Source organism: Achromobacter sp. HZ34 (assembly GCF_002209485.1).
Lineage (GTDB): Bacteria > Pseudomonadota > Gammaproteobacteria > Burkholderiales > Burkholderiaceae_B > Bordetella_C.
In genome coordinates this window covers 1161141-1184958 of sequence record NZ_NJIX01000001.1, presented here as the reverse complement: position 1 = coordinate 1184958, position 23818 = coordinate 1161141, and the positions used below count along the sequence as shown (strand labels likewise).

Sequence of the window (23818 nt, the reverse complement as noted above, 5' to 3'; positions counted from 1 at the left end):
TATAGGAGAAAAGTACCCATGGCAACTCGCATGTCGCGGGAAGAGAGCCAGGCGGCGACGCGCGGCAAATTGCTTGCCGCCGCCACCCGCCTGTTCGCGCGGGAAGGCTACGTGGCCGCCTCGGTGGACCGCATCGCCGCCGCTGCCGGTTACAGCAAGGGCGCGTTCTATTCCAACTTCGACAGCAAGGAAGAGATCTTCCTGGAACTGCTCGAAGCCCACGGTGAAGCCAGCCTTGGCAAGTTGCTGGCAGCGCTGGACGGCATCGGCGACGCCAAGGCAGCGATCGAAACGGTGGCCGCCTGGGCCGATGCCAAGGCGGCGGAAGGCAACTGGTCGCTGCTGGTGCTGGAACATCAACGCTATGCCAAGCCCGGCAAGCGCTTCGAGAAAACGCAGGAAGCAGTCTTTCGGTCGCATTGGAAGCGCCTGGGCGAACGCCTGGCGGCCTGTGCGCGGGGCCGCGTCGATGACGCGGAAACGCTGGGCGCCGTGGTGTTCGAGCTGACGCACGCGCCAGCCATGACGTTCGTGCGGTCCCCCTCGGCGGGGGACCTGGTGCGTTACGCCTTGAGCGCGCTGCTACTGTCCACGCCTCACCACTTGCAGGCGACCGGCGCCAGGGACGATGTTTGAGTTGCCCGGGCATTTCCATGTGCCCTATGCTGCCAATCGGACTTCAACTGGAAAAGCCATGAACAAGAATCGGGTCTTGCGTGATGCCCTGTCGTCGGGCACCCTGTTTACCGCCATGTCGGCGCACAATCCCCTGGCCGCCAAGCTGGCCGAGGAAGCGGGCTTTGGAGGAATCTGGGGCAGCGGCTTCGAGCTGTCAGCCAGCTATGCCGTCCCGGACGCGAATATCCTGTCCGCGGGGACGCACCTGGAGATGATGCGCGCCATCGCCGGCGTGGTTTCCATCCCGCTGATTGCCGACATCGATACGGGATTCGGCAATGCGATCAACGTCAGCTACGTCGTGCCGCAGTACGAAGCTGCCGGCGCTTCCGCGGTGGTGATGGAAGACAAGACTTTTCCCAAGGACACCAGCCTGCGTACCGATGGCCGGCAGGAGCTGGTTCGCATCGAGGAATTCCAGGGCAAGATCAGCGCCGCCACGGCGGCGCGCAAGGACCAGGACTTCCTGGTGATCGCCCGCACGGAAGCGCTTATCGCCGGCCTGGGCCAGGCCGAAGCGATCGAGCGTGGACTGGCCTACGAAGCGGCCGGGGCCGACGCCATCCTGATCCATTCGAAGCAGAACACGCCCGCCGAGGTGCTGGCCTTCATCGAGGCATGGCCGGGCAAGGTACCGCTGGTGCTGGTGCCGACGGCCTATCCGGAATTGACGGAAGCCGATATGCAGGCCTTGGGCAAGGTGGGCATCGTGATCTATGGCAATCATGCCATTCGGGCGGCGGTGGGCGCGATGCGCAAGGTATTCGCCCAGATAAGGGCAGAGGGCGGTATCCGTGGCGTGGACGGTGACCTGCCGACCGTCAAGGAGATCATCCAGTTGCAGGGAGATGAATACATGCGCGCCCTGGAGGCGAAGTATTTGCGCTGATGGGGCCGGCATGTATCACGAGGGGCGACGCACTTGCGCCGAGTGCGTCGGCACGTATCACGAGCGGTGACGTACTCGCATTGATTGCGCCAGCGGGTTATCCAACGCTGCATTCACGCGCCAGGGCGGGCGCGGGCGGAAGGCCTTGCGCAGCAGGTCGATGAAACGCCGGGCGCGGGCGGATTCGACGTGGGCGGCGGGGACCAGGGCGACGACGTCGGCATCGGGCAGGCCGTAGTCGGGCAACAGCGCCACCAGCTTGCCGGAAGCCAGGCTGGATGCGACGTCCCACTCGGAACGGATCATGACGCCCTTGCCGGCCAGGCACCACTGATGGATGACGTCGCCATCATTGCTTTCAAGGGTAGGATGGACGCGGACGGTGTGCGGCTGGGCTTTGCGTTGCGCCTGCAGCTGAGTTCGCGGCTGATGCCGCGACTGTGTTGCCGGCCGGGTTCGCGCCGGGCCATTGCCGGGGTCTTCCGGCTTGGCCCCTTTGCCATACGTGAAGCGCCATAGCGTGACGTCCTCGTCGTTCTCGCGCAGGACGAGGCAGGCGTGATTCGCCAGGTCATCCGGGCTTTCCAGCGCCGGGGCGCGCGCAAGATAGTCCGGCGCGGCGCACAACACCCGCCGGTTCGGTGCGATAGGGTGCGACACCCAGCGTATGTCGGGTAGTTCGCCGATGCTGATCACCACATCGAAGGCATCGCGGCCGTGCGTGCTGGCGGGGGGCAGCAGGCTGTCGGACAGGAACAGCTGGACTTCGACGTTGGGATGTTCGTCGTGGAAGCGGGCCAGCAAGGGCGCCAGATAATGCCGCCCGAAGCCGAAGGGCGCGTGCACCTTGAGCTTGCCCGAGATCACCTGGCTGCGTTCCTGCAGCGCGTCTTCGATGGCCTGCATGCGGTCCAGCACGTCTGTCGCATGGCGGGTGAGCAGGTGGCCTTCATGCGTCAGTTGCAGACTGCGTGTGGTGCGCAAGGCCAGGCGCAGGCCCAGACGGGCTTCCAGCTGGTTCAGCCGCTTGGTGATGGCCGGTGGCGTCACGTTCTCCGCCCGTGCCAGGGCCGCCAGGCTGCCCTGTTGCGAAAGGGCGAGGATGAAGCGCAGGTCGTCGATGTCGAGTTTCATGGGGGAGGGGGATGCGCGCTTACCAGCAGGCGGAAAAAGGAATTGCTGAAGGAATTCCTTTTTATTTCGTGGAGACAAGGAGCCGGGATCACCATGGTGAAAGAACTGGATTATTAACCAATAGGTTAATGCAAAAATGATCTTCAATTAACCTTCAGGCGGCTCAGGACTCTTACACTGATCCCCTGTCCACCTCCTGATACCCCACCGCCATGCAACTCGACGACCTCGAAACCCCGCAACTGATCCTCGACCGTGACCGCCTGGACCGGAATATCGAACGCCTGGGTTCCCGCCTGGCGCCGTTCGGCGTGACGCTGCGTCCGCACGTCAAGACCAACAAATCCGCGGACGTGACGCGGCGCCTGGGAGGGACGGACACGCCCATCACCGTGTCGACGCTGAAAGAGGCCGAGTACTTCCTCGACCACGGCTGGCACGACATCCTCTACGCCGTCGGCATCGCACCCACCAAGCTTCCCCATGTCGAACGCCTGATCCAGCGCGGCGCGCGGCTGACCATCATTCTCGACAATGAAGAAACCGCCCAGGCCGTGGCGGCGTTCGCCAACGCGCGCGGGTTGGACCTGCCGGTGCTGATCGAAATCGATACCGACGGCCACCGCTCGGGCGTGCAACCGGAAGACGAGGTGCTGTTGCGTATCGGCGCGCGGCTGCGGGGCGAACAAGGGAAGGGCGCCTGGCTGGCCGGCGTGCTGACGCATGCGGGGGAGTCCTATAACTGCCGGTCGCATGAGGCCATCGTGGCGTGCGCCGAACAGGAACGCGCGGGCGCGGTGCGCGCGGCGCAGCGCCTGCGCGCGGACGGCCACGCGGCGCCGGTGGTCAGCGTGGGCAGCACGCCCACCGCGCATTTCGCCGAATCGCTGGAGGGCGTGACCGAGGTGCGCGCGGGCGTCTATGTCTTCTTCGACCTCGTGATGCACGGCATCGGCGTATGCGCCGTCGAGGATATCGCGGTGTCGGTGCTGTGCACGGTGATCGGTCATCAGCGGGACAAGGGCTGGCTGATTACGGACGCTGGGTGGATGGCGTTGTCGCGTGACCGGGGCACGGCCAAACAGCCGATCGACCAGGGATATGGCCTGGTCTGCGACGAGGCCGGCCACGTCATCGCGGACCTGGTGATGACCGATGCCAACCAGGAACACGGCATCCTGCGCAATCGTAACGATGCCGCCGCCACGCCCATGTTGCCGGTCGGCACGCTGTTGCGCATCGTGCCCAATCACGCTTGCGCGACGGCGGCCCAGTTCGGCGCGTACACGGTGGTGGCAAGCGGCACGGAAGTACAAGCAACCTGGCCGCGCTTCAGCGGTTGGCAGTAAAGGGAACGGGAGCGCGGATAATTGTGCGGAGCGCATTGCATAAACCGATAAAATGCGTTTCATGCAATTCCCCGACCTGAACCTGCTTTACGCCCTGGACGTGCTTTTGGAAGAAGGCTCGGTGGCGGCTGCCGCGCGCCGGATGAGCCTGAGCGCGCCCGCCATGAGCCGCACCCTGGCCCGTATCCGCGAGACCGTGGGCGATCCCATCCTGGTGAAGTCGGGCCGCGGCCTGACGCCCACGCCGCGCGCCCTGGCCCTGCGCGAGGAAGTGCGCGACGCGGTGGAGCGGTCGCGCCAACTGTTGCGCCCGGAAGCGGGCCTGGATATGGCCACGCTGGAACGCAGCTTCAATGTGCGCGCCAGCGATATCTATACCGGCGCCTTCGGCCAGGCCTTGATCGAACGGGTGCGCAAAGAGGCGCCCCACGTGCGGGTGCGCTTTTCGCCGGAGAACGACAGCACGGAGCCCGTCTTGCGCGATGGGTCGGTCGATATCTTCATTACCTCTCTGCGGCCAATGGGCCCGGACATGCACGTCCAGACCATGTTCACGACGCAGATCGTGGGCGTGGCACGGGAAGGCCATCCGATCTTTGCCGGAGAGATCACCCCCCAACGCGTGGCGGCTTTCGACCACATCAGCGTGTCGCGCATGGGCAAGGTCAGCGGCCCCATCGATACCGAGCTGGCGGCGTTGGGCCTGTCACGGCGGGTGTCGGTGGTGGTGCCCAACTCGCTGGCGGGCATGTTCATGCTGGGCGGCACGGACCTGATCGTGGCGGTGCCTGACCTGATGGCCGCCGAAGCCCTGCGCCAGGGGCTCAAGCTGCGGGCGTTCACCCTGTTCCCCCTGGAACCCCTGGTCGTGATGCAAAGCTGGCACCCCCGCTACCAGAACGATGCCGCGCATCGATGGCTGCGCAAGATCGTGCGCGAAGTCTGCGCGCCGGATGCCCGCGCGTCTGAATAGGCCTATTCGTGCGTTTGACGCACTGCTGCGCTGCAAACATATCAATTTTCAAACGAATGATCGCTACTTAAGATGAGAGCTTCTCTCATTTAGGTGGCTTTGCAGTGAACACCCTGACGATACCGGCCACACCGGTCATACCGGCCTACGGTGGCAGACGCATCGCCGCCGGTCTGGCCGGCGTTCTGCTGGCGGTGGTCAGCGCCCAGGTCAACGATCATGTCACCGAGATCGCCTTGCCCGATCTGCGCGGTATCTTCGGCATCAGCCATGACGACGGCACCTGGCTCACCACCCTCTATCACGCAACGCAGGTCATCGCCGCGATGTACGCGCCCTGGTGCTCGGCCACCTTCACGCTGCGGCGCCTGACCCTCGGGGCCTTGCTGGCGTTCGCGGTGCTTGGCCTGTGCATGCCCTTCGCCCCCAGCCTCGGCTGGCTGTACCTGCTGCGCGGCCTGCAAGGTCTTGCCGGCGGCTGCCTGCCGCCCATGCTGATGACGGTGGCGCTGCGCTTCCTGCCCGCCAACATCAAGCTCTATGGCCTTGGCGCCTACGCCTTGACCGCCACATTCGCCCCCAACGTGGGCGCGCCCCTGGCCGCCTTCTGGGGCGACTACGTCGGCTGGCGCTGGCTGTTCTGGCACATCGTCCCCATGGCCTTGCTGGCCGGTGCCCTGGTGGCGTGGGGCCTGCCGCAGGATCCGCCCCGCTATGAACGCCTGCGGCAATTCAACTGGCGCGGCGTGCTGCTGGGCGCGCCGGGCATGGCCATGCTGGTCATCGCGCTGGAGCATGGCACGCGCCTGGGATGGCTGGACTCACCGTTCATCGTCCTGATGTTCGCGGGCGCGGCCGTCCTGCTGGTCCTGTTCGTCATCAATGAATGGTTCCACCCGCTGCCTTTCTTCAAGATCCAGTTCCTGGGGCGCCGCAATCTGACATTCGCCCTGGTGACCGTGGGCGGCGTACTGCTGGTGCTGGTGGCGTGGGCCGCGGTGCCGTCTGCCTACCTGGCTGAAGTGCAGGGCTATCGCCCCCTGCAGGCAGCGCCGCTGGCACTGATCGTGGCCTTGCCCCAGCTGGTCGCGCTGCCCGCGGTGGCCGCGCTGTGCAACGTCCGCCGGGTCGACTGCCGCTGGGTGCTGGCAGCGGGATTGGGTTTGATCGCCCTCAGCTGCGTCGGCGGCAGCTTCATGACGCGGGACTGGATACGCGACAACTTCTACGTGCTGCAGATCCTGCAGGTGCTGGGCCAGCCGATGGCCGTAATCCCGCTGCTGATGTTGTCCACGCATGGCATGGCGCCAACGGAGGGGCCGTTCGCCTCGGCCTGGTTCAACACGGTCAAGGGCTTTGCGGGGGTGTTCGGGGCCGGCGTCACGGAAGGACTTTATACGTGGCGCGAACACCTGCATTCCCATGTGCTGGTGGACCAGATGGGTAATCGTCCGCAGGCCTGGACGTTGGCGCTGCGTGAAGTGTCCATGCGTTTGAACGTCGATGCCCATGCGGCGCTGGCGGTCATGGATGAACGTATCCGCACGCAGGCATCGATCCTGGCTTCAGCCGACGTGCTGCGCATCATGGCCGTCATTGCAGTGTTGTTCATCCTGGCGATTCCATTCGTGCCGACGCGGATCGAACCGCCCAGAGGCTGAATGCGGTTTTGCTGCCCCGAGCAGCGATGGCGGCCCCGCCGCCGGGTCGAACAGGATTGTGCGCCTGAATTTTTTATCAAGATTCATTCGAAGGTTTTACTGGTATGTCCCATAGCAACAAGAAATTGAAGATCGTCCTGGCGCTGGGCGCGCCGTTGGTGCTTTGCGGCCTGCTGGGCGCGTATCGCATGGAAACGCACAGCGGCCAGACCACCAACGACGCCTACATCGGCGCCGACTACACGGTGCTGGCGCCGCGCGTCGCCGGACAGATAAGCGAACTGCTGGTCGACGACAACGCCCAAGTGCACGCGGGCCAACTGCTGGCGCGTATCGATGATCGCGACTATGTGGCGGCAGTGGATGCGGCCCGCGCCGATGTGGCAGTGGCGCAGGCGACGGTAGCCAGTGCCGCCGCCGCGCTGGCGCAACAGCAGTCCGTCATTGCGCAGGCCCAGGCCGCCTTGTCCGCGGCCCGCGCCGCCCGCGTGTTCGCGCGCTCGGACTATGAGCGTTATACGGATCTGGCCAGGCACGGCGCGGGCAGCGTGCAGAACGCCCAGCAGGCGCGCGCGCGCATCGATACCGCGGCGGCCGAGGTCGAACGCCAGGAGGCCGCCCTTCAGGCCGCGCGCCAACAGGTGAGTCTGCTGCAGGCGCAGCGCCAGCACGCGGACGCGACGCTGCAGCGTAGCAATGCGGCCCTGGAAAGCGCCAGGCTGAGCCTGTCGTGGACACGCATCGAGGCACCGGTGGATGGCATGGTTGGCCAGCGTTCATTACGTGTAGGCGCCTACGTGACGCCCGGTACACCGCTGCTGGCGGTCGTGCCGCTGAAGCAGGCCTATGTGGTCGCCAATTTCCAGGAAACGCAACTGGAAAGCGTGCGGGCCGGGCAGGGCGCCGACATACGCGTGGATACCTATCCCGATCATGTGCTGCATGGCACGGTGGATAGCGTGGCGCCGGCCACCGGTGTCACGTTCGCGGCGTTGGCCCCGGACAATGCAACGGGCAACTTCACCAAGGTCGTACAGCGGTTGCCGGTGAAGATACGGCTGGATCCGGGGCAAGCCGGGCTGGATCGATTGCGCGTGGGCATGTCGGTGGAAGCCACGCTGCATGCGGGTGAAGAGGGAGGTCCGCGATGATGTGCGGAACACGCATGAAACGCCGCGCGTCCCGGCATCCCATCCGCTGGGTGGTCACAGGCGTATTGCTGGCGCAAATGGCGGGCTGCGCGGTCGGGCCGGATTTCCAGGCGCCGCAGGCGGCGCTGCCGGCGCGGTGGGACGCGGCCGGGACCGCCGCCGGGGGCGCCGCGCCAGACGCCGCCAGGACCGCCATCTCCGATGCCGCGCCGGATGCCCAATGGTGGCGGGCGTTCAATGACCCGACACTCGATGCGCTGCTGAACCGGGTCGCGGGCGCGAACCTTGACGTGCAGGCCGCGGCAGCCCGTTTGTCGCAGGCCCGCGCGGCGCTACGGGTGGCGGACGCGAATCGCTTGCCCGAGGTGGGCGCAGACACGTCCTATCGCCACGCCCGCGCAAGCAGCAATGGCTTGTCCGATGCTTCCGGTCGTGCAGGCAAGGCCGATTACGACCTGTGGCAGGGCGGCTTCGACGCGGCCTGGGAAATCGACTTGTGGGGACGCGTGCGGCGCCAGGCCGAGGTGGCAGGTGCCGCCGCGCAGGCCAGCGCCGAGCTGCAACGCGACGTCCTGCTGGCGGCCCTGGCGGACACCGCGCAGGCCTATATGTCCTTGCGTGGCGTCCAGGCGGAACGGGCCATCGTCGCGCAGAATCTGGACATCGCGCGCCACAGCCAGGCACTGACTCAGCGCCGCTATGACGATGGCGTGGCGACCGGCGTGGACGTCGCGGAAGCGGCGGCGCAAGTCAGCACCATCGAAGCGCGCCTGCCGGACCTGGACAATCGCGCCGATCGCTTGGTCAACGCCTTGAGCCGGCTGCTGGCCTTGCCGCCCGCGGCGCTGGCGGGCGAGTTGCGCAGCGCCGCGCCCATCCCCGCGCCGCCCGCGGTGGCCCGGGTCGGCCTGCCGGCCGAACTGGCGCGGCGCCGGCCGGATATCCGCGCCGCCGAAGCGCGCTTGCACCAGGCCACCGCGAACATCGGCGTGGCGGTGGCGGATTTCTATCCGCGCATCACCCTGTCCGGCGATGCCGGTTTGCAGGCGTTGCAGTTCAACGACCTGGGCGACTGGGGTTCGCGCATCTTCGGCATCGGGCCGGTGCTGCATGTGCCGCTGTTCGATGGCGGCCGGTTGCGCGGCCAGCTGGCCTTGAGCCAGGCGCGCCAGCAGGAAGCCATGATCGACTATCAACGCGTCGTCCTGCGGGCCTGGCATGAAGTCGCGGATGCCTTGGGCGACTACGGCGCCTTGCAGCGCCAACACGAAAAACTGGGCGCGGCGGTGGCGCAGAACCAGACCGCGCTGGAGCAGGCGCGCCGGCAGTATGTCGCCGGTGCGGCCGATTTTCTTAACGTGCTGGCCTTGCAGAAGGATCTGCTGGCCACACAGCAGGCCTTGGCACGGAGCGATACCGGGATGGACCTGGCCATCGTGCGCTTGTTCAAGGCACTGGGCGGCGGCTGGGAATCGAGCTTTCCCCTGGCTGCCGCAAACGCTGACGGAGATAACTCATGAAGACCTTGAACCATGCTTTCTTTACGGTCCACGACGTGACGCGCTTTCCCGCGGTGGTCGTGCGGCCCGGCGCCATCGAGCCGGGCTACGCGCGCCAATGGGTCGCGGAGATGGAGATGCTGCTGCAATATGGCGAGCCGTTTTCCGTGCTCTATCTGGAAACACCCGCGGAGGAACCGCATGAGGACTACAAGCAGCGCGGCATCTGGCTGAAGGCGAATCGCGACGCCCTGGCGCGGGTGTGCGCGGCCCTGGTGGTGATCGAGCCGGATGCGCAACGGCGGGAAGCGGCGGCGCAGCGCGGGCGCGGGGCCAGCAAGGCTTTCGGCATCGCGCACTATGCGGTGGGCAGCTTGAGCGAAGGGCTGGCCATCAGCTTTCGCCACGCGACACGCCGGCCGCCGCAGGACGATAGGGAGGTGGCATACGGATGATGCGGCGGCAAGGACAGTCGGACGGTGCTTCGCGGACGCGGCTTAGCGGCGCCGCGCCCGCCGCCCGACGCCCTCGCTTTCATGCGCGGACGGTTCCTCCAAAACGTCGATCAGCCGTTGCGCGCGGGCCGACAAAGGCCATTCTCCACGCCAGGTCCACCATAGCGTGTCGACCACCGGCGCCCTGCAGTCGACGACATTGATCCTGTCCTGGTGCCTGAACACCTTGCGCGCATATTGAGGCAGCACGGTAAAGCCCAGCCCGCGCGCAACCGGCTCCAGGATCAGGCCGACCTGGTTGGTGTAGCCGTTGCAGGGCAGGGAGCGGATGCCGGGGTTGCCGGGAAAATGGCGGCTCAACAAACGAGTCGCCATCGCCTGCCCGTCCGGATGGTCGATATAGCCCAGGGCCTCCAGGTCGCTCCAATCATTCACCTGGGCGCCGGCCGGCGTCACCATCTCCAGCGGTTCTTCGGTATAGCGCGCCGACGCCAGACGCGGATCGTCCGGGCGCAAGGTCACCAATCCCAATTCGTACTTGCGGTCGAGTACCGCGCTGAGGATCTCCGGATCCGGTGCGAAGCGATGCCGGATGATCAGTCCGGGATGGCGCTGTTGCAGGTCCAGCAGACGCGGATAGAGCGCCAGGCCCACGCTGCCGGGGGTGACCAGCGTGATCAGGCCGGTCGAGTCATCGGCGTCCGACAATCGCGCGCGCAGGCGCTGGTCGGCCTGCTCGACCTCCGCGCAATACGCCAGGAAGGCCGTGCCCGCCGGCGTCAGCTCCAGTTGGCGGGGACGACGGATCAACAGGGGGCCCAGTTCGTCTTCCAGCGCGCGCACATGCTGGCTGACAGCTGCCTGCGTCAGGCCTAGTCGTTCGCTCGCGCGCGTGAAGCTGCCCAGGTCGGCCACCGCCGCGAAGGTGCGTAGCCATTGGGGATTCAGCATAAGCATCCCTTATCGATTTGATCATGTCCCATTAGTTTACGCAGAGTGGCCTTTGCATAAGGATTTCTTATTCATTTGATAATGATCCATTAGTTTACGCCGGGGCATGACGCAGGTAGTCTGAACACCTTCCCAAGTTCCGCGCACGGTGTTCCCAGGTCTGGGCGCACGAACGCATGGCGCGTCCCGTGGAACTTCCCGTTTTTTGGATTCCTGGATCACGATGGCTGCTTTATTCACCCCTTTTTCCCTGAAAGACGTCACGCTGCGCAATCGCATCGCCGTACCGCCCATGTGCCAGTACAGCGCCGTCGACGGCATGGTCAATGAATGGCACGACGCCCACTATGCCGGCCTGGCGCGCGGTGGCGCGGGCCTGGTCATCGTCGAGGCCACGGCGGTGTCGCCGGAAGGCCGGATCACGCCGGGATGTACCGGCCTGTGGAACGATGCCCAGGCCGAGGGCATGGCCCGCATCGCCGCGCGTATCAAGGCCGCGGGCGCGGTGCCCGGCATCCAGATCGGCCATGCGGGGCGCAAGGCCAGTGCCAATCTGCCCTGGGAAGGTGACGATCACATCGCCGATGGCGACCCGCGCGGCTGGGCGACGATTTCGCCGTCGGCGCTGGCGTTCGGCGGTGGCTTGCCCAAGATGCCCCGTGCGATGACCTTGGAAGATATCGACCGCGTGCGCGGCGATTTCGTGGCCGCCGCGCGCCGGGCGCGCGATGCCGGTTTCCAGTGGCTTGAGCTTCATTTCGCGCACGGTTACCTGGCGCAGAGCTTCTTCTCGGTGCATGCCAACCAGCGCACGGACATGTACGGCGGCAGCGCCGAGAACCGTGGCCGCTTTCTGCTTGAGACGCTGGCCGCCGTGCGCGAAGTGTGGCCGGAGAACCTGCCGCTGACCGCGCGTTTCGGCGTCATCGAATTCGATGGCCGCGACGAAGAGACGCTGGCCGAGTCCATCGACCTGGTGCGCAAGATGCATGCGGGTGGTCTGGATATGTTGAATGCCAGCATCGGCTTTTCGACGATGGAAGGACGCACGCCGTGGGGGTCCGGCTTCCTGGCGCCAGTGGCTGCGCGCGTGCGCCGCGAGACCGGCATGCCGGTGGCGTCGGGTTGGTGCATGGACGACCCGCAAGTGGCCGAGCGCGCCATCGCCGATGGCCAGATGGACCTGGTCATGATCGCTCGCGCGCATCTGGCGGATCCGCACTACCCGTATGCCCTGGCGGTGGCGCTGGGCCAGGAGAATCCCGCCTGGGTACTGCCCGCGCCTTACGCGCACTGGCTGTCGCGCTACAAGGGCCCGGGGAAGGGCGCGGCGCAGTAAGCGCCAGGGTTGTACGCGCATGCGCTCATGGCGGGAAACCTTCTATGGTTTCCCGCACGGTCCGCAGTATGCGCGGCAAGGCGTCCAGCGGGACCGAACTCAGGCCCAGGCGCAGGGCGTGCGGGATATGCCGGGTAGTGGCATAGGCCTCGGCCTTGGATACCGCGATATCACGCTGCGTGAGCGCTTCGGCGATCCGGTCCATGCGCAGTTCCGGCGGCAATGGCAGCCACACGAACAGCGAATCCGGGTGCGCGATCAGGTCCATGCCCTCGAACGCCTGCCGCGCGCAGTGCTGGCGTAGCCGGGCGTCGCCCCGTTGGCGTTCCTCCAGGCGCGCCAAGGTGCCATCGGCTATCCAGCGTGTGCCCAGCGCGGTTACCAGCGTGGGCAGGCTCCAATGGCTGGCGCGGATATGTGCTTTCACGCGTCCGGATGATTCGCGCGGGACGGACACGTAGCCGTAACGCAGGCCGCTGGCCAGGCTTTTGGAAAGGCTGGACACGTAGACCGTGCGCTCCGGGGCGCGCGCCGCCAAGGGCGCGGGTGCATCCGGCGCCAGGTGCGCATAGACGCCGTCCTCGATGATCAGGCTGTCGTATTTGCGCGCCAGGGCGATCAGGTGCTGGCGCTGCTGCTCGGTCATTACCCAGCCCAGCGGGTTATGCAACGTGGGCATGGTGTAGATCGCGCGTATTCGATGCCGGCGGTATAGCGCTTCGAGGGCATCAAGATCCGGGCCGGCGGCTTCACCGGCTTCATGGGATTCGACTGATCCCTGCGCTGCGTGCGGCCCCTGCCATTTCCTCGCTAGCGCCGGTATGGCATGCAGCTTCAAGCCGTGCGCTTCGGCTGCCATCTTGAAGCCAGGGTAGGTGAGTGCATCGACGGCCACGGCATCGCCAGGGGATAGCAAGGCCCGTATCACGCAGTCCAGGCCATGCTGCGCGCCGTTGACCAGGAACAGCCTTTCTACGTCGGTGTCGATGCCGCGTTGCTTAGCCAGGAAGTCACGCAGGACGTGGCGATCGTGGCGCCGGCCGCCGGGTGGCTGTTGATGCAGCAGCGCCGCCAGGTCGCCGCCCGTGGTCAATTCGCGCAGGGCTTCGCGCAGCATGTCGCCTTGGCCCGGCCAGTCTGGATGATTGAACGACAGGTCCGCGACACCGGCGCTGCGGCGTGCTTCGTCGCCCGGGTCCCATTCACCGCGCGGTGGCCGGTCACGCACGAACGTGCCGCGGCCGGTTTCACCAACGGCCAGGCCCATCGCTTTGAGCCGTGCGTAAACGCTGGTGGCCGTGGCTACGGCGATGCCGTGCCTTGTGGCGAGTTCACGATGCGTGGGCAGGCGCGCGCCGGGCGCCAGGCGGCCATTACGTATGTCGTCGGCCAGCAGGCCTGCAATGGCGTCCGCGCCATGGGCGCTGTCCCCGGCGCCGGCTTTGGCGCCAGCCCCGGCCCCGGCAGCGGCAGCCACACCCTGATCCGGCTCCACGCCGTATTCCATCGCTCGATTTGCCATGACGCGTACCTAGGACAATTTTTTGATTGTCATAGTCTACAGCGATAGGCTGCGGGAATCATCCCCTTCTTCATATCTTGGAGACCGCGCCACCATGGATACGCCCGTGCCTTTACCCGTCCTGGATTTCCTGCGCCACCAGATCGACGGCACCTTGCCCGCCGGTGCGCAAACCCTCCTGCGTTATCCCACCGCCATCTCCCAACTGCTGGATTTTCGTCTGATCGACGTGGGACTCGCCACGGCGGAGATCGAACTGGACGCCGATCCCGCGCGCCATGGCAACCAGCAAGGCACTGTGCATGGAGGCATGCTGTGCGAGCTGGCGGACGCCGCTATCGGTACCGCCCATTCGACGGTGATGCTGCAAGGCGAGTCCTTCACCAGCATCGACTTGAAGGCGACCTTCCTGCGGCCCGTGTGGAAGGAGCGCCTGCGCGCCCACGCCCACGCGACGCATCGTGGACGCACCGTCAGCCACTATGTCTGCGACATCACGCGGGAAGACGGCAAGCCCGTCGCCTCCATTAGCAGCGCGGTGTTGACCCTGCGCGGCGATGGGGCGAAAGGGCGTTAGCCGGACCGCCAGTGCCTACTGTTGCAGCCCTTGAGAAGGCCACTGCGGGTATGCCGCCCCTCGTGAGGCTTACTTACCCAGCCACTTCGCGCTCAACTGGGCATACTCCCCATTCGCCTGGGCCAGGTGCAGCCATTGGTCGACGTAGTGTTTGAAGACCTCGTCGCCATTGGGCAGCAGATAGGCCATCTCCGCATACTGCAGCGGTTTGTCGGGATTCACCGCGCACAATTCGGGATGCAGCTTGCTCTGCGCGATCGCTTCCGCCGCTTCGGTGACGAAGACATCCGCATTGCCCTTGATGATCTCGTCGAAGATGGTGACGTTCTCGCCATGCAGCGTCAATTTGGCATTCGCCAGCTTGCTGCGCGCGAACTTCTCGTTGCTGCCGCCCAGGTTGAAAATCACCCGCACCTCAGGCTTGTCGATATCGGCAATGCTCTGGTACTTCGCCACGTTCTCGCAGCGAGTAATGGGCGTCTTGCCGTTGATCATATAAGGCGCGCTGAAATAAGCCTGTTTCTGCCGTTCCAGCGACACGGATATCCCACCTACGGCGATATCGCATTTGCCCGCCACGAAATCCGGCAGCAGATTGGCCCAGGTCGTCTTGATGAACTGCGGCTTGGCGTTGAGCGAGGCCGCGAGGGACTGGGCCAGGTCGATATCCAGCCCTTCGAATTCTCCCGGCGCATGCTGGAAACTGAATGGCTTGTAGTCACCGGGCGTGCATACGCGCAAGGTGGCGTTTTGGGTGACGCGCGCCAGCACATTTGGCGCGGACTGCGCTTGCACGGAAACCGCGGCGCCCGCCGCGACAGTGGACAACAGCAATGCGGCAATCATTGGAATTTTCATGGCCAGCTCGATATCCAGAATAAATAAAACGGCGAGTTTTCTCGCCGAGACGAGATTAAGGCGAAATAAATTGTTCCGGGACTGTCATGCAAAGGATGAGATTGTCAGCAATATTTTTCGAATCTGACAAATGCATCTCACGCCATTTTTCGTGCCGAACCATATTAATCGAGGGTTTGCGGGCAGGCGAGCTAGGACTGGCCCGTAGATAGTCGCAACTTTGAGATCATTTCCGCGATTACCTGTCGCCCGGAAAAACGTTTTTGTTTGCTAAATTCGCAATATGCAGTTTGTCGTCAAGGTGAGTCTTGGACCGTATTCTTTCCCAACTCTCGAATGCACTACCTCAAGCGAAGTCGCTCAGTGAATTGGCGCGCCCCATGCTGGAAATCCTGGGAGAAGCCACTGGATTGGAATCCACTTTCCTGACCTCGATCGATCTTGACCGCGGTATCCAGGTCACGCGTTATGCCCTCAATGACGGGGCCTTGACCATCCCGGAAGGCATGTCCGTGCCCTGGGAAGATACCCTGTGCAAGCGTGCGCTCGATGACGGGCAGATGTACACGGATGATGTTCCCGGCAAGTGGGGAGACTCGGCCGCTGCCCGTGCCTTGGGCATCAAGACCTATCTCAGCACGCCCATACGCAAGGCCGACGGCCAGCTCCTGGGCACCCTGTGCGCTTGCAGCGCTTCACGCAAGCCCTTGCAGCCGGGTACCGAGGAATTGCTGCACCTGTTCTCCAACCTGGTTGGAATCTTCATCCAGCGGGAACAATTGGTGGAGGATCTGCGGGTCGCCAACCAGCGCCTGACGTCCTATGCCTTGACCGACGCGCTGACGGGTCTGCCCAACCGGCGTGCGCTCTACGACGAACTGGAGCGGCTGCTGGCGCGCGGCCGCCGTTCCAACAGCAGCGTGATGGTGGGGATGCTGGATCTGGATGGCTTCAAGTCCATCAACGACACGTACGGCCACCAGGCCGGCGACCTTTTCCTGCAGGAAATCGCCCGGCGCCTGGTGGGGGGAATCCGGTCCAGCGACATGGTCGGCCGCATGGGCGGCGATGAATTCCTGTTCGTCGGTCCCGGCCCCGATCTGGACGATGGCAAGACGGATGTCCACTTGGCGCGAGGCGACGCCGCCTCCGCCGCGCAAGCGGTCCTGCTGGTGCAGAACCGTTTGATCGAATCGACCGCGGGCCAATACAAGATCCTGGCGAACGATATCGACTATGGCGGCGCCAGTGCCGGCGTCGTCGCCATCGACCCCCGTGAGCTGACCGCGGAAGCTGCCGTGCGGCTGGCCGACCGCCGCATGTACGAGATCAAGCGCGTGCGCAAGGAAGGCGAGGAAGTCAGGTAAGCGGCGGATCTAGATCGTCACCGTCCCGCGGCCTATCTCAATCACGCGTCCGCCCACCTGCACCTGCCGGTCCTGTGTCACCTGCAGGCGCAGCGTGCAAGGCCGGTCTACGGCCTCGCCCTGGCTGACCAGATAGCGGGCGGGCAGGGCACGGCCCTGTTGCAGCAGCCAGCCGCCCAAATTGGCGCAGGCCGAACCGGTGCCCGGGTCTTCCACCACCGCGCCGCCCTTGCTGAAGAAGTAACGCGCCAGCACGCGCCCGGGCTGCTCGCCTGTGGGCTCCTCCTCGAAGGCAAACACATAGGCCGTCTTGCGGCCCAGGCTGCTGGCCGGCCAGGCGTCGAACAGCGCGCTGTCAGGCGCCGCCCGGCGCACCGCCTCCGCGCTGCGCACAGGCACCAGCAGTTGATCGGCGCCGGTGTCGATCCAGCGCGGCGCGTCCAGCAAATCGCTCTCTGCCAGGCCCAGCATCGCGGCCAGCTGCGCCGGCGGCGTCGGTTCGCCGCGGTGCTTGAGCGGCCCCGACTGCGGCGCCGTGAAGGTCCAGACATCCTCTTGCGCCCAGACCGGCACCACACCGGCAAGGAATTCCAGCTTCAGCGACGGCCCCGTCCCGCGCAACTCACGCACGACGTGCGAGGTACCCAGCGTCGGATGGCCGGCGAAGCGCATTTCATAGCCGGGCGTGAAGATGCGCACGCGCGCATCGGCTTCATCGGAAGGCAGGATGAAAGTGGTTTCAGACAGATTGAATTGCAGCGTCAACGCCGCCATGGTGGCATCGTCCAGCCCGCGCGCGTCTTCGAACACGCACAGCTGATTGCCGCCGAATGTCGATTCGGCGAAAACGTTGAGAAGGCGGAAAGCGTAGGTAGCCATGACGTGGGAAGCCAAAGGTTGGGAGATGGCATTGTAGGGGGGCTTAGCGGCGTTCGCCTGTCATGCTAAAAGGTGCGTCTGTGCGGTTCAGGCAGATCAGTGGCCGGCAGGCCGGCGAGCGGACGACAGAGCGCCAGCAGGCGCGCCCCGGATACCGTAAAAAGCGTGGCTATGCCGAACCACGCCGATTGAAGTCCAGGGGCAATGCCGGTAATAGAATCGCCTTTTGCGGGCCCAATCATGGAGCGTCATGCCTACAACGATAATGCCACCCGTCGTTCCCCCGCCGCGCCGGCGTCCCGTCGATCTGATCTACGGCGCCGACGATCGACTCCCGCGGACCACCCTGGTCCTGCTGGCGATTCAGCATCTGGCGACGGCGTTGGCATTGATCGCCTATCTGCTGGCGGCGGCGCGTAACGCCCGACTGAATACCGCGGATACGCAATCCCTGCTGTCGGTGACGCTGATCGGCATGGCCCTGGCCACGGCCATGCAGGCATGGGGAGGCCGGCTGGGCGCGGGCCGCTTGCTGGTGCACATGCCCAATCCCTTCATGATCACCTTTGCCGCCATTGCCATGCAGCGTCACGGCATGGGCGGCATGGCCACCTTGACCTTCGTCGGTGGCGTGGTTGCCCTGGCCATCAGTCCTCTGATGCAGCGGCTGCGGGCCGTGTTTCCGCCTACGGTGGCCGGTGTGGTGGTGTGCTTTGTCGGCATCTCCCTGATCGGCGTATCGGTGCGCCATGCGGTGGGCCTGAACGAGGATGGCAGCATGGACGCTGTCAGCCTGATCATCGCGGGCGTCACCTTGGGTGCCATCGTCCTGTGTTCGGTATGGGGCGCGCGCGGTGTGCGCCTGCTGGCCTTGTTGATCGGCATAGGCGCGGGGGTGATTACGGCGGCGTTGTTCGGCCAGATCGAGGGCGGCGCAGCCTTGGCGTCGGCGCCGTGGATGGCCTTGCCGGCCATCCATCCACCGGATTTTTCGGTGACCTCGGATCTATTGATCGCGGTGGGATTGATCTCCGTGCTGTCGCAGCTGGACACCGTGGGCAGCGTCATCATGATGGAGAAAATCGAGGATGCCGAGTGGCGCCGCGCGGACATGCGCAGTATCGGGCGCGGCGTCCAGGCCAATGGGCTGGGCGATATGTTGGGCAGTTTGCTGGGAGGCTATCCCACGGCCATTTCCTCGGCCAATATCGCGCTGTGCCATGCCACGCGTTCGACCGCGCGCCGCATAGGATTGCTGACGGCGGCATTCATGGCGGCCATCGCCTTCCTGCCGCAAGTGACGCTGGCCCTGACCTTGATCCCGACGGCCGTACTGGGCGCGGTGGAGCTGTATGCGGCGGCCTTCCTTATTGTGTCGGGCATCGAGCTGATCGCCTCGCGCGCGGTGGATAGCCGGGGGATATTCACGGTGGGTTTGTCCATGTGCGCAGGGCTGGCCGTGATGTTCATGCCTGCCATACCGAAACACGCGCCAGATTCCATGCAATTGCTGGTGGGCAGCGGCTTCATCGTCGCCGGCATTACGGCGATCGCCTTGAATCTGTTTTTCCGCCTGGGCACCGCGCAACAGGTGCAACGCGCCATCGAGCCGGGCGGCATCCCGATCGGCGAACAGGTGATCGCGTTCGTCGAACGCCAGGGCGGCGCCTGGGGCGCGCGCCGCGACGTCGTGCAACGCGCCGCCATGGCCGCGCTTGAAGCCGTGGATGTCCTGCAGCAGGACAGCCGGCGCCAGATCCGTGGCGTGCGCGGCATGTTCGACGAATTCAATTTCGATATCGAGCTGCTCTACGACGGCCCGGCGCTGGTGCTACCCAGCAAGCAGGGCGGCGCCACGCCCACGCTGTCGGTCGACGACCTGGACGACAAGGGCTTCGATGCGGCCATCGAAGAAGCGGTGGCGCGCGTGTCCAGCACGCTGGTGCGGCATTGGGCCGATCGGGTGGTGAATGGAACGCGGGGCAAGGAAGGCCAGGGCTATTTACTGCTGCACTTCGATCATTGAGCCGCAGGGGCCTTTTCCCCGGGCCGCAGGGTCAGTACCCGCACACCGTTGCGGGTCACTGCCACCGTATGTTCGAACTGCGCGGACAGCTTGCCGTCGCTGGTGACGACCGTCCAGCCGTCGTCTTCGGTATGCACGGCGGATTGGCCCTGGTTGATCATGGGCTCGATGGTGAACGTCATGCCTTCACGCAGCATCAGGCCGGTTTTCGGCCTGCCCCAGTGCAGCACTTCGGGCGACTCATGCATTTCCCGGCCGATACCGTGGCCGCAGTATTCCCGCACCACGGTATAGCCGTTCTTGCGCGCGTGCCGCTCGATGGCATACCCGACGTCGCCCAGCCTGGCGCCGGGGCGCACGGCCCTGATGCCTTTCCACAAGGCTTCGTAGGTGACTTCCACCAGGCGCCTGGCCGGCGCCGCGACTTCACCGACCAGATAGGTCTTGCTGGAATCCGCGATGTAGCCGTTGGCCTCCAGCGTGATGTCGAAATTGACGATGTCACCGCTTTGCAGCATCTCCGTGGGCGAGGGCACGCCGTGGCAGACGACCTTGTTGCGCGAGGCGTTGAGCGCATAGGCGTAGCCATATTGCCCTTTGCTGGCCGGGCGCGCGTTCAGCTGCTCGACGATCATGTCGTCGACCAGGTCATTGACTTGCATGGTCGACATGCCGGTCAGGTCCAGGCCATCCAGATGTTCGAATACCTGGGCCAGCAATTCGCCTGATTTCGCCATCAAGGCGATTTCTTCAGGCGTTTTGATGATGCTTTTGCTCATGCCGTCGCGACCCTGACGGCTTGCGGAACGACGCCCGCGGCGCGCAATTCGCTCGCCACGATCTCGTTGAAGGTCTGCGTCGGATGCATTTCGCACAGCATGCCGATCTTGATCCAGAAAGCGGCCTGCGCGTTGATGGACCGGCACGATACGCTACTGGCCTTGCGTATCTGGTCGTGCAGGTCGTCATCGATGTTCACGATACCCATGTCATTGACTCGTCTGTCGCTTCATTTGTGAAGCGTCTATATGAAACGTATATGGAGTATATATTGAACTTCCCCTTTCCGGCACTATCTTATGTAGGGTTATTGGAGGGCTCACTATGTTCCCCGCACACATGAAGTCATTTGCCGGATCGATGTTGCTGGCCAGCAGCCTGCTGTTCAGTGGCGCTGTCCTGGCCGCCGATGCAACGCCGGATCAGGTGTACCAGGCCGCGCAGGCCGGCAATTATCGTCAGGCCCAGGAGATGATGGACCAGATCCTGCGCGATCATCCGAACAGCGCCAAGGCGCATTTCGTGCAAGCCGAGTTGCTGGGCAAGCAGGGCAAGCTGCAGCAGGCGCAGGTGGAGTTGAATAATGCCTTGCGGCTGGATCCCGATCAGCGCTTCGCCAAGCCGGGTGCCGTGGATGAGTTGCGGACGCGGATATCGTCGGGCAGTTCGTCGAATGGCGCCTCGCATGCAAGCAGCGCCGGCACGTTCGGCGGCATTCCCTGGGGCATGGTGCTGGGCATCGCGGCCTTGGTGATCGTCGTGTCGCTGATGCTGCAGGCGCGCCGCCGGGCCGCGTATGCCGCTGCCAATCGCAATCCTTATGGCAACGGCGGTGCTGCGGGCGGGGTGACGCCTTATGGCGGTCCGCCGCCCATGGGGCCGAACGGTTACGGTCCGCAAGGCGGATATGGCTATCCCGGCGCTGGCGGACCGGGCCAGGCGGGTGGCGGTTTGGGCTCGGGCATCATGGGCGGGCTGGCTACCGGCGCTGCCGTGGGCGCGGGCGTGGTGGCCGGCGAGGCCTTGATGAATCGCGTGCTGCACGGCGGTTCGTCCGCGGCGGCCGGCTCGGCCGGCGATGCTAACGCTACACGCGATACAGCTGCTGATGCCACAGGCTCCAACTACGACATGGGCGGCAAGGACTTCGGCCTGCGCGATGCCAATTCCTGGGACGACGATGGTCCGACGCGTAAGTTGCAGGGCAACGACGATGACGGCAATGGCCAGACCTGGAATATCGACTATCCCTGGAAGAACAGTAGCGACTCGTCCAGCGACAGTGGTGGCGGTGATTCGTGGGATAGCGGTGGTGGCGATTCCTGGGACAGCGGCGGCGGATCGTCCGACGATGACTGGACCTGATCGAAGCGCATATCGCCTTGAAGAATCGCTAGTCATCTTGTAAACGCGCTGCGGGCCGATCGATTGATCGGCCCGTTTCGTTTCACGCGGTCGGCCGAGCCTCGTATCAGGGGGGCCACGCGCCGCTTCAGGCGATCGGCTGCCGGTAGTGTTGCGGCGTCAATGCCTCGAAGGCCAGCGCCAGCTTGAGCAGCGCCTTGTCTCGGCCCAGGGAGCCAATGAACTGTATCCCTATCGGCAGGCCGGCGGCATCGAAACCGTTGGGCAGGCTGATGGCGGGATTGCCCGTCATGTTGAATGGCATGGTCCACGGGAACCAGTTGCTGCGGATGCCCTCTATGCGTTGACCGGCGATTTCGAAAGGCGAGTACAGGTCCTGATCCAGCGGCAGGGCGGGGCGCAGCAAGGTCGGCGTGACAAGGATGTCGGCGTCGCCCAGCAGGTTCTCGACGTGGCGGAACAGGCGCGTGCGGGCGAACATGGCCTCTTGATAATCCGCGGCGGTGAAGTGCTGGGCCGATTCGATCTGGCGGATGAAGGTGGCACTGAAATCCTGGGGCCGGTCCTGCACCAGCTTGCCGAAACGCGAGCGCCAGACAGTGTGGTTGACGGTACGCCAGATGGGTTCGACGTCGAATTCCTCGCCCGCTTCGAAGGGTTCGAGCTTGGCACCGGCATCGGCCATCGTGTTCAGTGCGGCCTGGAAAGCCTGTTCGACCGAGGGCTCGACCAGCTTGCCCTTGGGAGCCAGGCAATATTTGATCCGGCGGCCCGCCAACGAGGGCGGCGTCTGTTCATCCCAGACCGCCGGCGTACCCCGCGCGCTGGCCCACGGATCGCAACCGTGCGCGCCCGCCATGGCGTCCAGCATCAGCACGGTGTCCATCACATTGCGGGAAATCGGCGTGACGTAAGTCTGATTGCCGAAGGCGTCCTGGGCCTGGCTGTGCGGAACGACGCCCAAGCTCTGCTTCAATCCCACCACGCCGTTGACCGCGGCGGGTATGCGGGTGGATCCGCCACCGTCGGTGGCGATGCCGATGGGGCCGATACCGGCCGCGACCGCCACCGCCGCGCCGCCGCTGGAACCGCCGCTGGAGTGCGCGGCGCTCCACGCATTGCGGGTATCGCCGAACAGGGGCGACCGGGTTATGCACTGGCTGCCGAATTCCGGTGTGGTGGTCTTGCCGAAGAGAACGGCGCCGGCTTGACGCAGCCGCGCCACCGCCACGGCGTCCTGCCCCGGCACGTGGTCCTTGTAGGCGAGGGTGCCGTAGGTCGTGCGGACGCCGGCGGTGTCGACCAGATCCTTGGCTGCATAGGGGATGCCGTGCAGGGGACCACGGTACTGTCCCGCCGTGATCTCCTGTTCGGCGATACGCGCGGCTTCCAGCGCGGCATCGCCACACAGGGTGATGAAGCAGTTCAGCGTCGGCTGCAGGCGTTCAGCCCGCTCCAGCACGGAACGGGTGAGTTCGACCGGGGAAAGCTGCTTGCCGCGAATCAAGGCTGAGAGCTCGACGATGGACAGGTAGTTCAAATCGGTCATGACTTCCTCTTGTGATGATTCTTGTGATGGTCGCCGGTACTGGGCAGGGCGGGCCTCGGGCGACGGCGCCGGATGCAGGTTTTCGGACGCAGCGTCCTGGATGCCTACGCCGCCTGCCAGGCGACGACCATGTCGATGGTGTTCTGCACATGGCCGATGGCCAGCCGTTCGGCCAGCGGGGCGTCGCCCTGGGCGATGGCGTGCATGATGGCGGTGTGTTCCTCTATCGCGTCGGCGGCGCGTTCGTGCTTGGCGCCGGGACGGAATATCTGCGAGGTCATATAGATCGTCGGGATCTGGCGGATGACGTATTCGTTGCCGCTCAGGTAAAAAATGCGGGTGTGGAAGTCGACGTTCGCCGCGGTGTATTCGCCTATGTCCCAGGGGTCCAGCATCTGGCGCTGGCGCTGCAGGATGGGTTGCAGTTCGGCGACCGCCCGGCCTTGCGCCGACAGCGCGGCCAGCCGCGCCGCCAGGCCGTCGAGCACTTGGCGCAACTGGTAGGCGTCCAGTATTTGGCGCGGGGTCGCATTGATCACATTGACGCCGCGCACCGTATCGGCCGTCACCAGGCCTTCACGCTCCAGGATGCGCAGGGCTTCGCGCAGCGGCGTGCGGCTGATGCGCAGGTCTTCAGCGAGCTCTACCTGGCGCAAGGGGCGGCCGGGCGCGTACTTGCCGCTGTAGATGCGGGTGCGAATCACGCTTGCCACCTCTTCGACCAGGCGGGGGCGTTCGCGCCAATCGAAATTCGCTTCCATGGTGCTCCCAGGGGTAAGTCCCAATGTGGATACAAATGCCGTGCGCTTAGTATCT

22 protein-coding genes are annotated in these 23818 nt (G+C 65.1%); 13 read left to right on the top strand and 9 right to left on the bottom strand.

The window, feature by feature from the left end; genetic code table 11:
- Positions 1-18: 18 nt before the first annotated feature.
- Positions 19-636, top strand: coding sequence for a TetR/AcrR family transcriptional regulator (locus tag CEY05_RS31955; RefSeq protein WP_088596325.1), 618 nt, complete (start codon positions 19-21; stop codon positions 634-636).
- A 58-nt stretch (positions 637-694) separates the two neighbouring features.
- A complete protein-coding gene (locus CEY05_RS04995; protein ID WP_088596324.1) occupies positions 695-1567 on the top strand; it encodes a phosphonopyruvate hydrolase in 873 nt (290 codons plus the stop codon).
- 57 nt (positions 1568-1624) lie between these two features.
- Here CEY05_RS04995 and CEY05_RS04990 read toward each other — a convergent pair whose 3' ends face one another.
- Entirely contained in the window at positions 1625-2701 is a 1077-nt protein-coding gene (locus tag CEY05_RS04990; RefSeq protein ID WP_088596323.1) for a LysR substrate-binding domain-containing protein, read from the bottom strand.
- A gap of 212 nt (positions 2702-2913) precedes the next feature.
- Between CEY05_RS04990 and CEY05_RS04985 the strand changes: the two genes are divergently transcribed.
- The 6 genes from CEY05_RS04985 to CEY05_RS04960 all read left to right on the top strand — a co-directional run bounded on the left by CEY05_RS04985 (position 2914) and on the right by CEY05_RS04960 (position 9789).
- The gene (locus CEY05_RS04985; RefSeq protein ID WP_088596322.1) at positions 2914-4050 is read left to right on the top strand and encodes an alanine racemase; all 1137 of its coding nucleotides are present in this window, start codon (positions 2914-2916) and stop codon (positions 4048-4050) included.
- 61 nt (positions 4051-4111) lie between these two features.
- Positions 4112-5023 carry a LysR family transcriptional regulator gene (locus tag CEY05_RS04980; RefSeq protein ID WP_088596606.1) on the top strand — a complete coding sequence of 304 codons (912 nt, stop codon included), beginning with the start codon at positions 4112-4114 and terminating at the stop codon, positions 5021-5023.
- 104 nt (positions 5024-5127) lie between these two features.
- The gene (locus CEY05_RS04975) at positions 5128-6684 is read left to right on the top strand and encodes an MFS transporter (protein WP_088596321.1); all 1557 of its coding nucleotides are present in this window, start codon (positions 5128-5130) and stop codon (positions 6682-6684) included.
- Positions 6685-6788: 104 nt separating this feature from the next.
- Positions 6789-7835, top strand: coding sequence for an HlyD family secretion protein (locus CEY05_RS04970; RefSeq protein WP_088596320.1), 1047 nt, complete (start codon positions 6789-6791; stop codon positions 7833-7835).
- A 14-nt stretch (positions 7836-7849) separates the two neighbouring features.
- Positions 7850-9355, top strand: a complete 1506-nt coding sequence (locus CEY05_RS04965; protein ID WP_088596319.1) for an efflux transporter outer membrane subunit — start codon at positions 7850-7852, stop codon at positions 9353-9355.
- Positions 9352-9789, top strand: coding sequence for a hypothetical protein (locus CEY05_RS04960; RefSeq protein ID WP_088596318.1), 438 nt, complete (start codon positions 9352-9354; stop codon positions 9787-9789). Before CEY05_RS04965 ends, CEY05_RS04960 begins: the two co-directional genes overlap by 4 nt.
- 42 nt (positions 9790-9831) lie before the next feature.
- On the opposite strand, the gene CEY05_RS04955 is transcribed toward CEY05_RS04960, so the two are convergent.
- On the bottom strand, positions 9832-10740 hold the full coding sequence (locus CEY05_RS04955) for a LysR family transcriptional regulator (protein WP_088596317.1): 909 nt from the start codon (positions 10738-10740) through the stop codon (positions 9832-9834).
- A 223-nt stretch (positions 10741-10963) separates the two neighbouring features.
- Here CEY05_RS04955 and CEY05_RS04950 point away from each other — a divergent pair, with 223 nt between their 5' ends.
- The gene (locus tag CEY05_RS04950) at positions 10964-12079 is read left to right on the top strand and encodes an NADH:flavin oxidoreductase/NADH oxidase (protein WP_088596605.1); all 1116 of its coding nucleotides are present in this window, start codon (positions 10964-10966) and stop codon (positions 12077-12079) included.
- Between the two features lie 25 nt (positions 12080-12104).
- Here the strand turns inward: CEY05_RS04950 and CEY05_RS04945 are convergent, their stop codons facing one another.
- Positions 12105-13601 (bottom strand): PLP-dependent aminotransferase family protein, encoded by a 1497-nt coding sequence (locus CEY05_RS04945; protein ID WP_233161355.1) that lies wholly within the window; start codon positions 13599-13601, stop codon positions 12105-12107.
- A gap of 94 nt (positions 13602-13695) precedes the next feature.
- Here CEY05_RS04945 and CEY05_RS04940 point away from each other — a divergent pair, with 94 nt between their 5' ends.
- Positions 13696-14178 carry a PaaI family thioesterase gene (locus tag CEY05_RS04940; RefSeq protein WP_088596315.1) on the top strand — a complete coding sequence of 161 codons (483 nt, stop codon included), beginning with the start codon at positions 13696-13698 and terminating at the stop codon, positions 14176-14178.
- A gap of 69 nt (positions 14179-14247) precedes the next feature.
- On the opposite strand, the gene CEY05_RS04935 is transcribed toward CEY05_RS04940, so the two are convergent.
- Positions 14248-15036, bottom strand: a complete 789-nt coding sequence (locus tag CEY05_RS04935) for a transporter substrate-binding domain-containing protein (RefSeq protein ID WP_088596314.1) — start codon at positions 15034-15036, stop codon at positions 14248-14250.
- A 308-nt stretch (positions 15037-15344) separates the two neighbouring features.
- Here CEY05_RS04935 and CEY05_RS04930 point away from each other — a divergent pair, with 308 nt between their 5' ends.
- A complete protein-coding gene (locus tag CEY05_RS04930; protein ID WP_088596313.1) occupies positions 15345-16403 on the top strand; it encodes a sensor domain-containing diguanylate cyclase in 1059 nt (352 codons plus the stop codon).
- A gap of 9 nt (positions 16404-16412) precedes the next feature.
- Here CEY05_RS04930 and CEY05_RS04925 read toward each other — a convergent pair whose 3' ends face one another.
- Positions 16413-17282 (bottom strand): PhzF family phenazine biosynthesis protein, encoded by an 870-nt coding sequence (locus CEY05_RS04925; protein ID WP_088596312.1) that lies wholly within the window; start codon positions 17280-17282, stop codon positions 16413-16415.
- 250 nt (positions 17283-17532) lie between these two features.
- Between CEY05_RS04925 and CEY05_RS04920 the strand changes: the two genes are divergently transcribed.
- Positions 17533-19308, top strand: a complete 1776-nt coding sequence (locus CEY05_RS04920) for a uracil-xanthine permease family protein (RefSeq protein WP_088596311.1) — start codon at positions 17533-17535, stop codon at positions 19306-19308.
- On the opposite strand, the gene map is transcribed toward CEY05_RS04920, so the two are convergent.
- Positions 19302-20075 carry a type I methionyl aminopeptidase gene (gene map, locus CEY05_RS04915; protein ID WP_088596604.1) on the bottom strand — a complete coding sequence of 258 codons (774 nt, stop codon included), beginning with the start codon at positions 20073-20075 and terminating at the stop codon, positions 19302-19304. The genes CEY05_RS04920 and map overlap by 7 nt on opposite strands.
- Positions 20076-20083: 8 nt before the next feature.
- Positions 20084-20296 carry a ParD-like family protein gene (locus CEY05_RS04910; RefSeq protein ID WP_088596310.1) on the bottom strand — a complete coding sequence of 71 codons (213 nt, stop codon included), beginning with the start codon at positions 20294-20296 and terminating at the stop codon, positions 20084-20086.
- Positions 20297-20412: 116 nt separating this feature from the next.
- On the opposite strand from CEY05_RS04910, the gene CEY05_RS04905 reads away from it, so the two are divergent.
- Entirely contained in the window at positions 20413-21453 is a 1041-nt protein-coding gene (locus tag CEY05_RS04905; RefSeq protein WP_233161354.1) for a M48 family metallopeptidase, read from the top strand.
- A gap of 127 nt (positions 21454-21580) precedes the next feature.
- Here the strand turns inward: CEY05_RS04905 and CEY05_RS04900 are convergent, their stop codons facing one another.
- Both CEY05_RS04900 and CEY05_RS04895 read right to left on the bottom strand, forming a co-directional pair.
- Positions 21581-23002: an amidase gene (locus CEY05_RS04900; RefSeq protein WP_088596309.1), complete on the bottom strand. Its 1422-nt coding sequence runs from the start codon at positions 23000-23002 to the stop codon at positions 21581-21583.
- Between the two features lie 104 nt (positions 23003-23106).
- Positions 23107-23763, bottom strand: a complete 657-nt coding sequence (locus CEY05_RS04895; RefSeq protein WP_088596308.1) for a GntR family transcriptional regulator — start codon at positions 23761-23763, stop codon at positions 23107-23109.
- Between the last annotated feature and the right edge of the window lie 55 nt (positions 23764-23818).

Bases quoted from the DNA above. Each gene is read 5' to 3' on its own strand.
- CEY05_RS31955 (WP_088596325.1), top strand. From the start codon at position 19: ATGGCAACTCGCATGTCGCGGGAAGAGAGCCAGGCGGCGACGCGCGGC.
- CEY05_RS04995 (WP_088596324.1), top strand. From the start codon at position 695: ATGAACAAGAATCGGGTCTTGCGTGATGCCCTGTCGTCGGGCACCCTG.
- CEY05_RS04990 (WP_088596323.1), bottom strand. From the start codon at position 2,701: ATGAAACTCGACATCGACGACCTGCGCTTCATCCTCGCCCTTTCGCAA.
- CEY05_RS04985 (WP_088596322.1), top strand. From the start codon at position 2,914: ATGCAACTCGACGACCTCGAAACCCCGCAACTGATCCTCGACCGTGAC.
- CEY05_RS04980 (WP_088596606.1), top strand. From the start codon at position 4,112: ATGCAATTCCCCGACCTGAACCTGCTTTACGCCCTGGACGTGCTTTTG.
- CEY05_RS04970 (WP_088596320.1), top strand. From the start codon at position 6,789: ATGTCCCATAGCAACAAGAAATTGAAGATCGTCCTGGCGCTGGGCGCG.
- CEY05_RS04965 (WP_088596319.1), top strand. From the start codon at position 7,850: ATGAAACGCCGCGCGTCCCGGCATCCCATCCGCTGGGTGGTCACAGGC.
- CEY05_RS04960 (WP_088596318.1), top strand. From the start codon at position 9,352: ATGAAGACCTTGAACCATGCTTTCTTTACGGTCCACGACGTGACGCGC.
- CEY05_RS04955 (WP_088596317.1), bottom strand. From the start codon at position 10,740: ATGCTGAATCCCCAATGGCTACGCACCTTCGCGGCGGTGGCCGACCTG.
- CEY05_RS04950 (WP_088596605.1), top strand. From the start codon at position 10,964: ATGGCTGCTTTATTCACCCCTTTTTCCCTGAAAGACGTCACGCTGCGC.
- CEY05_RS04945 (WP_233161355.1), bottom strand. From the start codon at position 13,601: ATGGCAAATCGAGCGATGGAATACGGCGTGGAGCCGGATCAGGGTGTG.
- CEY05_RS04940 (WP_088596315.1), top strand. From the start codon at position 13,696: ATGGATACGCCCGTGCCTTTACCCGTCCTGGATTTCCTGCGCCACCAG.
- CEY05_RS04935 (WP_088596314.1), bottom strand. From the start codon at position 15,036: ATGAAAATTCCAATGATTGCCGCATTGCTGTTGTCCACTGTCGCGGCG.
- CEY05_RS04925 (WP_088596312.1), bottom strand. From the start codon at position 17,282: ATGGCTACCTACGCTTTCCGCCTTCTCAACGTTTTCGCCGAATCGACA.
- CEY05_RS04920 (WP_088596311.1), top strand. From the start codon at position 17,533: ATGCCTACAACGATAATGCCACCCGTCGTTCCCCCGCCGCGCCGGCGT.
- CEY05_RS04910 (WP_088596310.1), bottom strand. From the start codon at position 20,296: ATGGGTATCGTGAACATCGATGACGACCTGCACGACCAGATACGCAAG.
- CEY05_RS04905 (WP_233161354.1), top strand. From the start codon at position 20,413: ATGTTCCCCGCACACATGAAGTCATTTGCCGGATCGATGTTGCTGGCC.
- CEY05_RS04900 (WP_088596309.1), bottom strand. From the start codon at position 23,002: ATGACCGATTTGAACTACCTGTCCATCGTCGAGCTCTCAGCCTTGATT.
- CEY05_RS04895 (WP_088596308.1), bottom strand. From the start codon at position 23,763: ATGGAAGCGAATTTCGATTGGCGCGAACGCCCCCGCCTGGTCGAAGAG.